This window comes from Proteiniborus sp., assembly GCF_040308045.1.
GTDB lineage: Bacteria > Bacillota > Clostridia > Tissierellales > Proteiniboraceae > Proteiniborus.
Genome location: NZ_JAWRHZ010000042.1, coordinates 43367 through 57855, shown reverse-complemented (window position 1 = coordinate 57855; position 14489 = coordinate 43367). Strand labels below are relative to the sequence as shown.

Genomic DNA, 14489 nt, shown 5'->3' with positions numbered 1-14489 from the left:
ATGTTATAGATCCTTTAATTGTTTGTCAATAACTTCGATTCTGCTTTGCAGTAATTTTTTTTGATCTTGTAGCAAATCTTTCTGTGTTTTTTCTGAATTTTGGTTTATAGCAAAGCCTCTTTTAGAGCCACCACTAAAACCACGTCTACATGCAAATCCCAGTCCTAATCCCATTCCAAGACCAGCACCATAATTAACTGCATTTACTCCAGTACAAACTCCAAAACCTCTTCCAGTCTTTGAGCCTGCACCCATTGGACCAGTTCCATCTCTTCTCGGCATACTATTTACCTCCTTATAGTTTATGACATATGTCATTTATACTTTTATTATACCCCATTTTTGACATATGTCAATAACTATTTAATAATTGTTAAAGAATAAAAAAATCGCCAATCAAGAAATTTCCTCATAATTTGAAATATGATAGAAGTTATTCACCAGAAAGCTTTACAGGTTATGGCGCAGCAATTAATAAAGAAGCCGTATGTCAGGGTTATACAGCTTTATATAACATACTTTGTAAAATAGTTGGTATAGAAGTACAAGGCGTACCTGGAATTGTAAATGGTGAGGAACATCATCCTTTAAATCCCCAGAGTGTTTTTTATCCTTGGAATGACTAGTAGCATTTTCTGATTTTATCTCATAAGGAATAGTATTTGCTTTTTCATTGTAAGTAAAATCTTTACCTTTTCCTGTTGAGCCCATGTAGAAGGACTTTCACTTGCATAATTTCGCATGCTACTATTAAAAATTCGTCTTAGAATGTCTATGAACATCCTATAGCACCAGTCCTCTACTATCTCATGTATTTATAAAACCAACTAATACTTTCTTCCATCATATTTGTAGTTACAAAATGATTTAAATTAGGGTATTCAATTAATTCAATCCTGTTTTTATCTTGATACAAAGGCATTATTTCCTTATAAAATAATCTTTGGCTTTCTACTGAAACTACACTATCACTATCTCCATGTAGCATAAGTATGGGTCTATCCTTTAGTAGTTGTAAATTGTTTATTGGATCAATTTCATTAATCTTATCTTCTATTTCCTTAAACTCTTCAACCTCATTTATTCCAAGAGCTTTTTTGAATATTTTATTAGAGTTTTGCCATGCACAGGAGCCATTTAACACTATTAAAGATTTCAATTTTGGATTATGAGTAAATACTCCTGCAGCTGTAAATCCACCCATAGAATTACCCATTACTCCTATTCTATTTGGGTCAGTGTTATATTTTAAAATTAATTCATGGATTATATCATTTGATTCATCTAGATTTTTAAATATTGTGTCCCAAAAATATCTGCCATTTTTGATATCATTATAATCAATTGGATTTCTTTCACCATGATTAATAGCATCAGGTATAATTACTTGATATCCTACAGCTGATAGTATAAATCCTCTAATTCTTTGTAATTCTTTGCTTGAGCTCCATCCATGATAAAAAATAATAGTAGGAAGTAAATCTTTTGCTTCTTTTGGTCTAAAAAGAATTGCTGGAATCTCACCTATATATATCTTTTCTTCAATTATACTATCAGCTCTTAAGTAGTTGTTCATTATATTTGCTCCTTTTATGTTTTTTAGGTACTCTTCAGTACGAATCTTCCTAGTTTTATTCTAGCAAGAGGTGGTAAAAGGTGGTATGTTTTTCAATAAGTTAAAAAGTTAAGTGCCTGGCACCAATCATTAGTATTTGTTTTTTAACGCCTTAATTTCAGTTTTTACAGTAACCTTATTTTCTATCTTTGTTTTAATAGTAGTATATAAATCAATATCATTTTCAGGGGTTTCAATTGTTACGACTAAAGAGTATCTTACTTTAGAATTATACCTTTTTAAATTGGTTCTTGTCTTCCACCAACCTGTTGTAGGATATACAATAATATAATTACTTTGACTCAACTGGCTTGCTGTTCCTTCCCATATATCTGAATGAATTGAACCTACATTCCGATTATCTATTCCAACAACCCATCTATCGCTGTCGTTTTTAACGTCTCCCTTATCATCTTCATTTTCTCGAATAGCTTTATTAATTCGTTTTAGAAAATTTTCTTTATCTTCTGTAGGGTTATTTACGTCAAATAGTAAACCACAAGACGGATATCTATATTTATCTTTCCAACCTATTTCACCTGGTCCAGGTTCTATGTAGTATGAAAGGGTTACTTTCATTCTTACATTTACATCTCCGAGTTCCAACAACAAATCATTTGGCCATGGTAACTCATGTATATGCATTTCATTAGAAGTTGGACTACCGGAACCATTTTTAATAAAAGGTTGTAATTCATCTTCAATTATTAAGTTTACGCTATTTTCAGCACTCCATATTGCCCTATCAAGATTAGGGACTCCATATCCACAAATTCTAAGAAGCTTTCTATAATCATTCCTTTTAGGTTTTCCTGTCCCCAATATATTTCTCTTCATTGCATCTGTCCATTCAGCAGAATGAATAATTAACGCTCTTACTGTTTCAGGCCAAAGCTCTGGATAATGATGTTGTATATTAGCACCAAGCCACGCAGCCTGTGCAGTTGCTGAACTAGTCATGTTAATCGTATCAAAGGATTTACCAAGCATAAAATCTTTATTCGTGGTTAGCAATTGTAAGTCTTCAAACTCTGAATAAAAATCAGAACTTTCATCATAAGCTAGATTCCCACCCTCTAAAACAATATCTGGCTTCACAGGCCATTTCTTGTTCCAATCAAGGGAAGAAGAAGTAAATGGTGAGTAACTTCCTGGCTCAACTACTACTTCAAAATCCTCCGAATAATCTGGATTTGAGATTTCAAATTTATCAGTATAAGCTCCTACTGTTATAGCATTCCAAGCTTGTCCCGGATCTTCAACAGAGTGGTTTATGACCGCAGTTTCATAATCTCCTGCTTCTATTATTTCTGGAACACTTGTATTTCCAGCTGAAACAAACATTAATCTTTTATTATCTGGCTCCTCTGATTCATATGCTCCTGAAATAATCGCATCAATTGCGCCTGACCATGAAGATGGTCGTCCATCTTTTTCAATATCTGAATCAGGTGCTGTAATAGCCATACATATGGAACGGATTGTATCAGGATTTTCAATTTCAGCTAAACTAATAGCATTAGCTGTAATATATCCATATAGTTCTTGTTCATTATCCCTTCCGCCATTCATAATCTTAACGGATTCGAGAAAATGATAAATTTCTATTGTGTCAATGGTTTCTAATTTATCTTCAAGACTAAAATAAGCAGCTATTCCAGCCATCCTTGTTCCATGGTCCCCTCCATCATGAGTACCCTTTTCTGGATCCACCGTATGCATATCTTTATCTTTTAATACTGGTGCTAAAAGAGGATGGCCATTATTAACCCCTGTATCCAACAAGCAGACAGAAGTATTAGACATCTTGGATATATCAAGCCTTTTTTCTAAATCTTTAGCCCACTCCCTTTGCTCAGATTGTGATAGTTCAATAAAGAAACTAGCTGGAGTAGCCATTTTTCTTATTTCTGTAATTCTTGAACTTTCAATTTGTAGCTTTGATAATTGCTTTTTATTTGCTTTTACTCCAACTACGATTCTTTCAGGAAATACAATCTTTTGTTCTTTATATGGTATTCTGTTTTTCTTGCAAATACTAAAGAATTCCTCAACTACAGCATTACTATCTTCTTTAACTTCAGCCATTAACCATATTTCACACCAAATAGGTACCTTTACAGGAGTAGATGATTTACTTCCAATCCACAGTGCTTCAACTAAAGCTAAATTAATACTTTCTATAGTTCCTATTACCTTTTCTTTATTTTCAGTTTCTTTATATTTATTAATCTTTTTTAAAAAGAAATTCTTCTTATCATTAGGAATAAATACTGTTGAGCTAGTTACTCCGTTTCCATCTTCCTGAACGTTATATAAACGTACGTGTTGTGCAACATTTTCTAAACTCTTTGTTAATAGATCATGACCTTCTTTTCCTTTTATCTGTAAGTATACTCCATTATTTGTACTTGCAGATACAACATTCTTTTGTTCTTTTTGCTTGATTGCTAATTCCCAGGCTTTATCAAATTGCTTTTGAAGATTACTAGCGTGTCTACTTCTACTTTTTCTTATAGGAAAATTACCTTCTGAACCTCGATTATTGACTGGTTTATAATCTTTAGATTCCGCTTTTTCATTTATGTGTATATTAACTAAATTCCTTTGTGACAATCTCTTAAGCCTCCTTATACTTATAGAAGTCTTTTCTATCTTGTATAAAGGTTAAAAGAATATCTTTAGTTATTTCTTTCTCCTCCAAAATAGAATACTTAACTGAATCTTCACAAGCTCTAGTTATGTCAGCGTGATTTAATCCTTTTGCTTTCATATACATATCTTCTGAAAAAACTTCATTTAAAGCCAGTCCTGTAAGCTTCATTCTAAATAACCTTTCAATTTGTGAAACGTCTGGGATTTTATATTCTAGAACATCATCAAATCTTCTAAACAATGCATTATCTAATAAGTTTGGATTATTTGTAGCGGCAATGATTATACTATAGGAATCATCATCCTCAAGATATTGCAAAAATGAATTTAATATCCTTCTCATCTCTCCTACATCATTGTCTAAACTCCTATCAGAGCCAATAGCATCAAATTCATCAAATAGATAAACTCCTCTTATCTCATAAATTTGTTCAAAAACTTGGCGTAACTTTACACTTGTTTCTCCCATGTATTTAGTGATAAGCCTATCTAATTGAATTACATACAAAGGTAGATTTAACTCACTTGCAATTATAGATGCAGTCATTGTTTTGCCTGTTCCTGGGTTGCCTGTAAGTAATATCTTAGATCGATTTTTTAAACCATTTTTTCTTAAAATTTCTTTCTTTCTATACTCTTTTAAAACTCTGCTAATTTTAAGCTCCAAATCTTCTGATACAACTAAATCTGAAAGTGTAGCATCAACATACTTTTGTTCGAGCACATCAAGTTTATTATTCAATTTTATAATTTTATTTTTACTATCATACTTCGGGTTTTGTGCTAATTCTTTTATCTCTCTTGCACTAGCGGTATGACCTACTTTTGCTTCATGTGCTGCTATTTGTAAAACTATTGTCCGAAACTTATCATTGTTATTTTCAAAATGCGCTCTCATTAATGCCTTTACTTGTTCAATTGTCGCCATACCCTTCACCCTCTTTCTGAATTTAATTTTTTATTTAATAGTTATAGCATTATAATTTTTCTATTTTTATATAAAAAAAGGACACATACCTATGCACGTGCCGTCTATACTATATAGGGTTCAGCAACGTGACCCTACGTATTCTAATTTTCATACTCTTTTAATACTAGAGCTATTACAATATTATATGCTTAATTATGGAATTTGTCAATCATTCGTTTTCTTGCTTAGTCTAGATCTTACCCGGCTTCAGAGGATTTCCACACCTTCTACTTAAATTTTACTCAATACATTTCTGATATATTACAACTATAGAGTATTAATAAGTTAAGTGCCTGGCACCAATCATTTATTTCATATCAAATTAAAGGCAAAAGATATTTATCATCCTTTACCAACTTCATCAGGTCTATTTTATCTTCTTCTTTTTCAAATATGTACAGTCTGTTATTTCCCCCTTTGTATAACATGGTATATTCCACCATTGTACTCTATTCTAGGTTTTCTTCCCAATAAAAAACACCTCCTGGTTTTATTTTACCAAAAGGTGGAATGTTTCTCAATAAGTTAATAAGTTAAGTGCCTGGCACTAATCCCTTCATTCATTTACAGAATAAACAGTCATTTTACTAATATCTATGATTAGTCCTACGGACACTAAGAAATTCATCCCTAATATTGCATCAATATCAAAACCATAGTTCATAGCACCTATATCAATCTTTAAATTTGAAACTACAGCTGTTTCCAACTTAATTTTTTCTATGCTTTTTTCATAAACATATTCTGATCCACCAACACCCCGAATTCTAAAAAGCTCATCTTCAGGACTTGGGCCTAGCCCTAAATCTAAAGCAATATCTGTAGAAATAATTGTTGATGCTGATCCTGTATCAAGAAGAACATTTTCGAGCTTTATAATCTTGCCTTCATGAATTAATTCTACTTCAATAAAAGGCAGCCCATCTTTTATAGTTATATTCATTGTGTCCCTCTCACCCCGGTCCATCTACGTTCTTTTATATTTAGCTGATCTCGTGATGTATGAACAACATACAACTCTCTTTCAGGATGAGCTTTGTGCAGTTCTACATATTTACGTAAAGCTTCGTTATTATCATTGTTAAAAGCATCAACCACTGTTAGTTGGTCAATAATCCTATTGTCATCTTGAGTTCGTGCATTAATAGCTTCAATAATAATCCATTCATTATTATATTTTTGTCTCACATCTTCCCATTTCATTTAATAGCCTCCTTCCTATTCATATTGAGAAATTTAAGTCGCTCTACTTGTCTATTCTAAAAATAGTATATCATATATTATTATCGTAAACTAAAAAAAACACTTGTAATCAAAAAGAGGAAATACCTTCAAAAAGGTTGATTCACTTTTCATTTTCGTTAAATCCAATAAAATTATCTAAAATTTCAATAATTTAAAAAGCTAAATGTCTAACTCCCATTCGTTAAAAAACGTCACAAAAGATTTTTTTGTTTTATTCCTTTTCATAACAAGAAAAGACCTCTTCTACAAAATTATCTCATGTAGCAAAGGTCCTCTATCTATAAATTTATCTAACTAATTTTCAGAACATCCAATAAGTTGATAAGTTAAGTAATAAGTTAAGTGCCTGGCACCAATTCACCTTTTTGTTACCAATAAGCCTAATAGAGTATATATCTCCCTTTTTAGTAAGTCTTTCAAAAGACTTTTGCTTAATACAATTTCTTTTCAAATTCTCTAACATTATTAGCGTTTTTCTAAATTTTCTAGTAAATTCTTCCTTATACCCACTTAGTTCGATTAGTTCTTTTAACTCTTCATTTATTTCTGAAAAAGTAGTTATATAGTCACTATTAAAAAAATCGGGATACAATACCTTTGAAATTTTTTCTTCTTTCATTATAGTATCTCCTTATTTACATATTATATTACTTATAAGTAATATTTGCAACGATTTTTCCAATTAATATTACTTATAAGTAATACATGACTGTAATATTTTAAATAGTTTTATCTTGTAAATACATAGTAATGGTTGTCCACCACAACAGATTCATTTATCCTCTAACTCATAATCCTTATATATGTCCTAACTAGTTTCATCAGGTGTATTTTATTTTCTTAACAATATACCACCTTCTGGCTTCATTTTACCAAAAGGTGGTATATTGTTCAATAAATTAATATGCAAAATACTCTGAAAGTTAAGTGCCTGGCACCATTCATTACAATTCCGTTTACCTTTTTTCAGAATAATATTTCTGCTTTGGACTTGTGGGCTTGTTAGGAATTGTAAGTTTTAACAAACCACCCTTGATTAATGGATTTAAAATATTTTTTCTAAAGTTTTCTCTATGGCTTAACTTCATGAATTCTTGCATTTCGCTTCTAGATCTTGGGACCTTACAAAAATCTAACAATTTACTAATGCTTTCATCAACTTGCGCGGTATCTTGCGCGGTATCCTGCGCGGTATCCTGCGCAATTAATGGAATAATGGTTCTGAATATATCATCTTCAATAAAAGTAGGTTCTGTACCAGAGTAAATCTTATTATATTTAAAAATATTTCTAACTCCAGATCCCAACTCGTCCACCCAACCAATTTCTTTAAAAAACTTCGCTATGGTAGGATTTTTAGGATATGGTGAGAAATTATTAGGGTCTATAATTCCATTACCATGTGGTTTGTTACTATTTTCTGTAAAAACCCTATCTTTCTCTATAACAAGTTTTGCTGGGAATGGACTTGCAAATTCTCTATGTATAAGGATGTTTGATACAACCTCTCTAAAAATTTTATCTCTAACACTTATCCGCTGGTCTTTTTCTAAGTAGAATTTATCATTAAGATGTTTAGCAATAAACTGCATTAGCCTTTCATAGCTATCTATTAAATTGGTTCGAATATCATCTCTATCGTCATAACGGTCTGTATCTTCTCTTCTAAGAATAGCATCAGTTCTATAGTGAGGCAATGCAGCATGAATTAGTTGATCATTACCAAAAAGAAGAATTCCTGCTAATGTAATACCTTCCTTTCCACTTTGTAAATCCTTAAGAAATAGTCCAGCACTTTTTAGAAGCTCAAAGTCATCCATCAACTCCCAAGGATGGTTAGCCTTTTGATTGCTGGCTAACTTTCTTATCTTTACAAAAAGATTACTTTTCAGCTCTGATAACTCTGCAAAAGGAAAGATTCGATTCTCTGTATACGTTCCCTGTTTCCTCATGTACAATCCAGAAACAAGATTTGTGTTATCGGTAATATCGATATCACCATCTTCATTTCTATCATAAATTCTCCCATTACACCTATGAACCTGGGAACTCTCAGGAACAAAGATATAAAGTATCGTTTTTTCATCTATTTTTACTTCTTCAATAGATAAATAAAATGTTGGACTGATTTTTAGAGGATTATTCATAGAAGTCACAAAATTCTTTTTAACCTTCTCAATTGATTCTGGATCAATGCCTACTATATCACCATTATCCTCAACACCAAGAAAAAGATGTCCTCCATTCCGATTTAGAAAAGCACAGACAGATTCAAAAACATCTTTATTTAATTTGTTTTTGCTTTGCTTAAACTCTACAGTTATGCTTTCGCCATCAACAAGAATTTCTTTTAGTCTTTCTATCTTCATAATATAACACCCGTCTTTTTTATTCTAATATATGATGTATAGTTTTTACTAATTCTAATATAATTTACATTAATTATATCACCAATTTTATCTTACAAACAACATATTACCAAAGATTGCTTATTTAACTACTTTCTCATTTCTTGCTTAAAAGTTTTAATGGAACAAAAGCTTTATTTTGTTTTATTTCTTTTCATAACAAAAAAAGACCTTTTTACAAAAATTATCTCATGTAGCTAAGGTCCTCTATCTATATATTTGCATGTCGTATTTTCAGAATATTCAATAAGCTAATGTGTTAAGTGCCTGGCACCATTCATTTTTATCTAGTCCCATTTTGCTTCCTTATACGCAATAGGATCATATACTTTAAAGTAAGCACCTTTTAATGCTAATTCATTTAGTATAGTAATAGATGGAGCTTCTCTCATATCATCTGTATTTGGAGTCCTAAAATAGCTAGTTGCTTACCTTTTATATTCCCTAGTTCATTTTGAATCCTTTGAGCCATTCGTTTCTTTTGATTTTCTGGTATTATACGAAATTAAAGTTTTGCTTTATTCCAGCAAATTTAAAAGACTCCTGCTACCTATAATATTTCCTGCAGCTGGAGTCCGTCATTTATAAATTTATCTAACTAATTTTTGGAACATTCAATAAGTTAATACGTTAAGTGCCTGAGTGCCTGAGTTCCAGGTGCGACTCATTCTTAATTTTCTATTTCTTTTTTTAATTGTATCACTTCTTCAATAGATAGCTCGGCAGCATCTACCACTTGTTCTACTGTTAATCCTAATCTTAACATGTTTATTGCTGTTTTTCTTTTTCCTTCTAAAATACCTTTTTCTATACCTTTTTCTATGCCTTTTTCCATGCCTTCTTTAATAAGCTGCTCTGCAATTGTCATAATATCCTCACTCCTTTCTAAAGAGATATTTTTCACTATTTCATATACATTCGTTAAATTAATATCTTCTCTAGCATTCATAATATATCTAATAAATGTTTCAAAATAATCTATACCTTTTTCCTGTTTATCCAGTTTTTCTAAGGTCTCAAGCGCCCTTACAAGTGTATCTATGAATTTTTCAAGATCTTCATTGAAAATAGATTTTAATATTTCTAGAAAGATTCTAAGTTTTGCATTTCCTTTAATTTCTTCATCTCCATAAGGAGATAAATCGTATAGAATGTATTCGAAATCTGGGATGTATTTTTTTATAGATTCTGGCATACTTTCTATACCTTCTATTATCCCTCCAAGGCTTTTTGATGTGTTCCATTTTAATTTTCCATGGTATACAACTAGTGGAATAATCATAGGTAGTGTAGAAGCCTTTTCTTTATTTGTTTTTTGTTCCCAAATGTTAATCATATATTTTAGTAGCTGCAGAGTAATTCTATTTGATATGTAACTTTTATGTTCAAATAAAAAATAAATATATCCTTCTTGGCCATTAATATTAGTCTTAAATAACAAATCAGAAAATGTTTCTTCTAATTCTTTTTCTATGTAGCTATCCTTCTCAGGTTTTAGGTTTTCAAGATCAATTACTGATAGTAAATCCTTTGGTAAATAATTTATCATAAAATCCTTAGTAGTTTCTATGTCACTTAAAGTTTCCTTAAAAAACTTGTCGTGAGGCTTTTTTATAATACTCATATCTTAGCCTTCCCTTCTACCACTATAGTACTTTTTATTAAAAATATCCTTGCTTGTATTATATCATATTGAACGCTGTTATTACAATAATTAGTAATTTTCTTTGTTGGTTTCTTCGTTCCATCCTTATTTAAATTGTCACAAATCTATATTTTATTTTATTTCTTTTCATAACAAAAAAAGACCTCATCTACAAAAATTACCTCATGTAGCTAAGGTCCTCTATCTATAAACTTGCATATCATATTTTCAGAACATTCAATAAGTTAATAAGTTAAGTGCCTGGCACCAATCATCCTTAATTGTAACATATAATTTTTTATATTGCAACATTCATATATTACAACCATTTCAACTTAGCTTATCGTTGCTTTTAAATACTTGATAAAGCTTTTTTTATGCCTTTTTTGGGGTACAATAACTATTAAATCATATTATATAATTAACTAAAATACGAATAAAAATATTAAATATTAAAATGTTAAGTGCCTGGCACCATTCATTTACACCGCTGGCCTCTTAATAAACAATAGCCAAGGTATTATTAACTTGTCCCGTGAAATTTTATATAAAGTTGACGAATGAGACAACCTTTCACTTAATAAGATGTACAAGTGGGAGGTGTTTTTTTATGATGACAACACAAGAGTTCAGGCTGGTTGATGCTAAAGAAAAATCTGGAGTTGAAAACTTACAGAGTTGTCACAAAGAGATAACAAAGGTGGTAACACAAGTTAACCTGGAAGGTCATCAATGCATTTCAATGGATGGATATATTATTTTTCAAGGTAATTATCATCCTGATGGAATCGTAACATATAAGATACCTCGTAAAGATACTAAAAGAATATCAAGAAGAAGTTCAGAAATTACAAAAGGATCTCAATCTCACTAAAAAACAAGTTACTGGTTTATACAAAACAGTAAAATCCTTCGACAATCAAGTCAATAGATTAGAAAAAAGACTTAATCTATTAAGAAACAAAGCATTCCAATTAAAAAACGATGAAAACAAGAAAAAATCCATTAGTAATTTCTTTAAAACCTATGAAAAATTCACTGAATGCCTAACTAGCGATTTGGACTCCTATGATCCTGAAACTAAAAATAAAATAAAAAATGAACTAAGAAAATTAATTCATCTTATAGAAGATGTAATAGAAAAATACCTTACTTAATTTTATGTAAAAACTAGGGCAGTCGGATCATTATATTAGCAGCCGACTTCGCCCTCTGTTCACCTTATAGCCTCAATAGCTACTATATTATATGCTTGTACTATAAGTTCCTGAGTATCTGACACCAATCATTAATAAGTTAAGTGCCTGGCCCATTTCCTTCATTAATTTAAGTTAAGTCCAACTTTATAAAATCTAATTTTCTAATTCCCATTCTTCCAGTAGTTTGAGAATATTCAGCCTGATAGAAATCAAAGTTTTTTCTATGATTTACTTTACATTTAGACTCAATAATCTTTATAATTTTTATTTTATCCTCAATGGATGTCCTCGTACCAAAAATTATAGCTTCAAGATCATCAAACTTATACTTAAGCTTGCGGTCTTCAACTTCTTCAAACGAATCAAGAACACTTGATAAAAGCAACCTATGTTCTTTCTCATACTCCCAATCCTTAAGTTTTATAAGAAAACCGCTATTGTAACTATTCCAATATTGGTCACGCCATATTTCTTCTCTTTTCTTATCTATCATATGATCTGCACAGCTACTTCTATTCCCTTCCTGGTCAGTATACCACTGTCTCATGAGTTGACCCATTGTAAGACGACCGATAGATTTAAAAAAATCAATTTCTTTAAATTTATTTGTGTAATCTATCTTATGAAATGGAAATTGTCTATAATCATATATAGGCTTTTCTCCCATACCTATTATGCAATTTAGATCAATTGAAGGGATACCATTTGTATCTTTTGTTCTAAACTTTAAACATACACCCTTATGACTGTCCCCATAATGTCCCCAAACTGCTGCATTGGTGCAATCACTCATAAAGCAGGCAACATAAGCTTCAGGATATGTAAGTTTTATAAGACTATCTAAGTAAGCGTTTGTAAACTCAGATAATATAAACCACCTTCGTTGATTTATAGGGCTATCATATAGTTTGTATGCGCTAATTAAATCAAACTCCAGCAATAAATCTCTTTGTATTTTTACTAGAATTTTAATTTTATCTTGTTCATCCTCATCTACCAAATTTATTTTTTTCAATGCCTCAACAAAACCTTTTAAATGACTAGAATAATCTGGTGGTTGAGTAGTATATGATTCTTGGAATCCATGTTTAATATACGTTTCCATGATAACTTGAAAGGCTATAAAATGGATATATTTGAAATAGGCATAAATTTCATCACGATAAACCTTCCATGGTAAAGATGCAATAATAGCAATATATTCTTTAATTCCATCAATTTGAAAGAACTTCTCCCAGATTTCACGAAACATTTGCCTATATTGTTCTGTTGGTAATTTATCCTCTTCTATAAAAATTGGTATATCCCTAGCACTAAATATTTGCATCTCATCGCTTAAATATGCTAAGAAACACATTTGCTCAAGACAAAGAATATAATGCTTAAACAAGTTTTTCCAAGCAATTACATCTCCAGACCAATAAAACTCTCTAAATCCTTCCATTGGATCATTCAAAGAAACAATGTCCGAAAAATAGATTTCTTGATTTTCAAGTTCTTTATACTTTCCTATTAAATTTTCTATTCTTCTGAATCTATACATTGATTTCTTCACCTTCTGAATAGTCACAAGTTTACTTGTTACTCTCCATACCCCTTCTCAAACCTCCAGCTATCTAAACACATCTCTTTAATACCCTTCCGAGCTTTCCAACCTAGTTCTCGCTCTGTCTTACTTGCATCTGCATACGAAAGAAGGGTTTATTGGTGGGTGTTCTATCTACTATTTCAAATGGGATCTTGATGTTGTTAACTTCTTCAAAGGCTTGTACGAGTTGAAGTACTGAAGTTCCTTGGCCTGTGTGTCAAATTCTAAAACAAAAATAAGTTAATAAGTTAAGTGTCTGGCACCAATCCCCTATGGTTGTTTCAATCCCCTATGGTTGTTTTACCAACTCTTCTTTTACATTTAAAAAAAGCACTTAGGCCCTTGGTTGTAGTTTTAGTTTCTTCTTTTTATCAAACTTATTCTCTATACTAACTAAATGCACCCTCATTATCTCACCTAAAATAGCCTAAATAGTATAGGCACACCTTCAGGATCTAGTAATAATATCTTTCCTTCATACTTCCAAAGATAATCTTTAAGCTCATTATCTTCTAACTTTTTAATCCATCTCTTAATAGTAGCAGTTGACTTTCCTGCCATTTCAGCTAAATCTTCAACAGTATAGCCTTTCCTGCAGCAATTAGGGTCATGTAATCTTTCATTGGCCCATTCCACCGTAAAAGATTCTGGATCATATCTATAGCCTAGCCATTCTACAAATTCTTCAGGATCTTCTAAAAGCTCTTCATATCCAGAAACGCCACCACAATCCTCAGGTGGGCAGGCTCTTTTTCCTCCTATACACACAGGATAATTCATATCAGGGTCAGCCTCTAACTCTTCAACAATTTTAACGGTATGCTCCCACGAATCACCAAAATCATATTCATAATAAAAATCCTTTTCATCAGAAAAAATAGGTGTTGTTTTAGAATCATAAGTTATATCTCCAAATTCATCATTTTCAAGATCACCTATTCTATCACCTTCTACATTAAACTCATATAAATGATAATCCTCCCAGCCGAACACCTTTTGAATCACCATATGCAAATCATGGTATGTAATTTCTTTATCTACAAGCACTTCCCTATAAATTTCTGGTTGTATTTCATCTAATGAAATTCTAAGTTTTAGTATTTTCATGGGTTACCTCCATTGTCTTATTATAATTATCTATTGTTTTAATTGTTCCACATCATA

13 protein-coding genes and 1 pseudogene are annotated in these 14489 nt (G+C 31.2%); 2 read left to right on the top strand and 12 right to left on the bottom strand.

What is annotated here, in order from left to right:
- Nucleotides 1–3 precede the first annotated feature (3 nt).
- On the bottom strand, nucleotides 4–282 hold the full coding sequence (locus tag ABV008_RS08970; protein WP_352419483.1) for a DUF5320 domain-containing protein: 279 nt from the start codon (nucleotides 280–282) through the stop codon (nucleotides 4–6).
- A gap of 134 nt (nucleotides 283–416) precedes the next feature.
- Here ABV008_RS08970 and ABV008_RS08965 point away from each other — a divergent pair, with 134 nt between their 5' ends.
- Complete coding sequence (locus ABV008_RS08965; RefSeq protein ID WP_352419482.1) at nucleotides 417–626, top strand: hypothetical protein; 210 nt, start codon at nucleotides 417–419, stop codon at nucleotides 624–626.
- Between the two features lie 176 nt (nucleotides 627–802).
- Here ABV008_RS08965 and ABV008_RS08960 read toward each other — a convergent pair whose 3' ends face one another.
- The 9 genes and pseudogenes from ABV008_RS08960 to ABV008_RS08920 all read right to left on the bottom strand — a co-directional run bounded on the left by ABV008_RS08960 (nucleotide 803) and on the right by ABV008_RS08920 (nucleotide 10517).
- Entirely contained in the window at nucleotides 803–1576 is a 774-nt protein-coding gene (locus tag ABV008_RS08960; protein ID WP_352419481.1) for an alpha/beta fold hydrolase, read from the bottom strand.
- A 129-nt stretch (nucleotides 1577–1705) separates the two neighbouring features.
- Nucleotides 1706–4231 carry a S8 family peptidase gene (locus ABV008_RS08955; RefSeq protein WP_352419480.1) on the bottom strand — a complete coding sequence of 842 codons (2526 nt, stop codon included), beginning with the start codon at nucleotides 4229–4231 and terminating at the stop codon, nucleotides 1706–1708.
- Between the two features lie 4 nt (nucleotides 4232–4235).
- Nucleotides 4236–5198, bottom strand: a complete 963-nt coding sequence (locus ABV008_RS08950; RefSeq protein WP_352419479.1) for an AAA family ATPase — start codon at nucleotides 5196–5198, stop codon at nucleotides 4236–4238.
- A gap of 598 nt (nucleotides 5199–5796) precedes the next feature.
- Nucleotides 5797–6183 carry a retropepsin-like aspartic protease gene (locus ABV008_RS08945; protein WP_352419478.1) on the bottom strand — a complete coding sequence of 129 codons (387 nt, stop codon included), beginning with the start codon at nucleotides 6181–6183 and terminating at the stop codon, nucleotides 5797–5799.
- Nucleotides 6180–6443 carry a hypothetical protein gene (locus ABV008_RS08940; protein WP_352419477.1) on the bottom strand — a complete coding sequence of 88 codons (264 nt, stop codon included), beginning with the start codon at nucleotides 6441–6443 and terminating at the stop codon, nucleotides 6180–6182. Before ABV008_RS08940 ends, ABV008_RS08945 begins: the two co-directional genes overlap by 4 nt.
- Nucleotides 6444–6786: 343 nt before the next feature.
- Entirely contained in the window at nucleotides 6787–7104 is a 318-nt protein-coding gene (locus ABV008_RS08935; RefSeq protein WP_352419476.1) for a hypothetical protein, read from the bottom strand.
- A gap of 337 nt (nucleotides 7105–7441) precedes the next feature.
- Complete coding sequence (locus ABV008_RS08930) at nucleotides 7442–8854, bottom strand: RNA/DNA-binding domain-containing protein (protein ID WP_352419475.1); 1413 nt, start codon at nucleotides 8852–8854, stop codon at nucleotides 7442–7444.
- A 326-nt stretch (nucleotides 8855–9180) separates the two neighbouring features.
- Nucleotides 9181–9288 (bottom strand): annotated as a pseudogene (locus ABV008_RS08925) (UDP binding domain-containing protein); the annotation flags it as partial.
- 275 nt (nucleotides 9289–9563) lie between these two features.
- A complete protein-coding gene (locus ABV008_RS08920) occupies nucleotides 9564–10517 on the bottom strand; it encodes an Rpn family recombination-promoting nuclease/putative transposase (protein ID WP_352419474.1) in 954 nt (317 codons plus the stop codon).
- Between the two features lie 631 nt (nucleotides 10518–11148).
- On the opposite strand from ABV008_RS08920, the gene ABV008_RS08915 reads away from it, so the two are divergent.
- Nucleotides 11149–11412, top strand: coding sequence for a hypothetical protein (locus tag ABV008_RS08915; protein ID WP_352419473.1), 264 nt, complete (start codon nucleotides 11149–11151; stop codon nucleotides 11410–11412).
- A gap of 452 nt (nucleotides 11413–11864) precedes the next feature.
- Here the strand turns inward: ABV008_RS08915 and ABV008_RS08910 are convergent, their stop codons facing one another.
- Together ABV008_RS08910 and ABV008_RS08905 are read right to left on the bottom strand one after the other, a co-directional pair.
- Nucleotides 11865–13307: a DUF2971 domain-containing protein gene (locus ABV008_RS08910; RefSeq protein ID WP_352419472.1), complete on the bottom strand. Its 1443-nt coding sequence runs from the start codon at nucleotides 13305–13307 to the stop codon at nucleotides 11865–11867.
- Nucleotides 13308–13742: 435 nt separating this feature from the next.
- On the bottom strand, nucleotides 13743–14432 hold the full coding sequence (locus tag ABV008_RS08905) for a plasmid pRiA4b ORF-3 family protein (protein WP_352419471.1): 690 nt from the start codon (nucleotides 14430–14432) through the stop codon (nucleotides 13743–13745).
- Nucleotides 14433–14489: the final 57 nt, after the last annotated feature.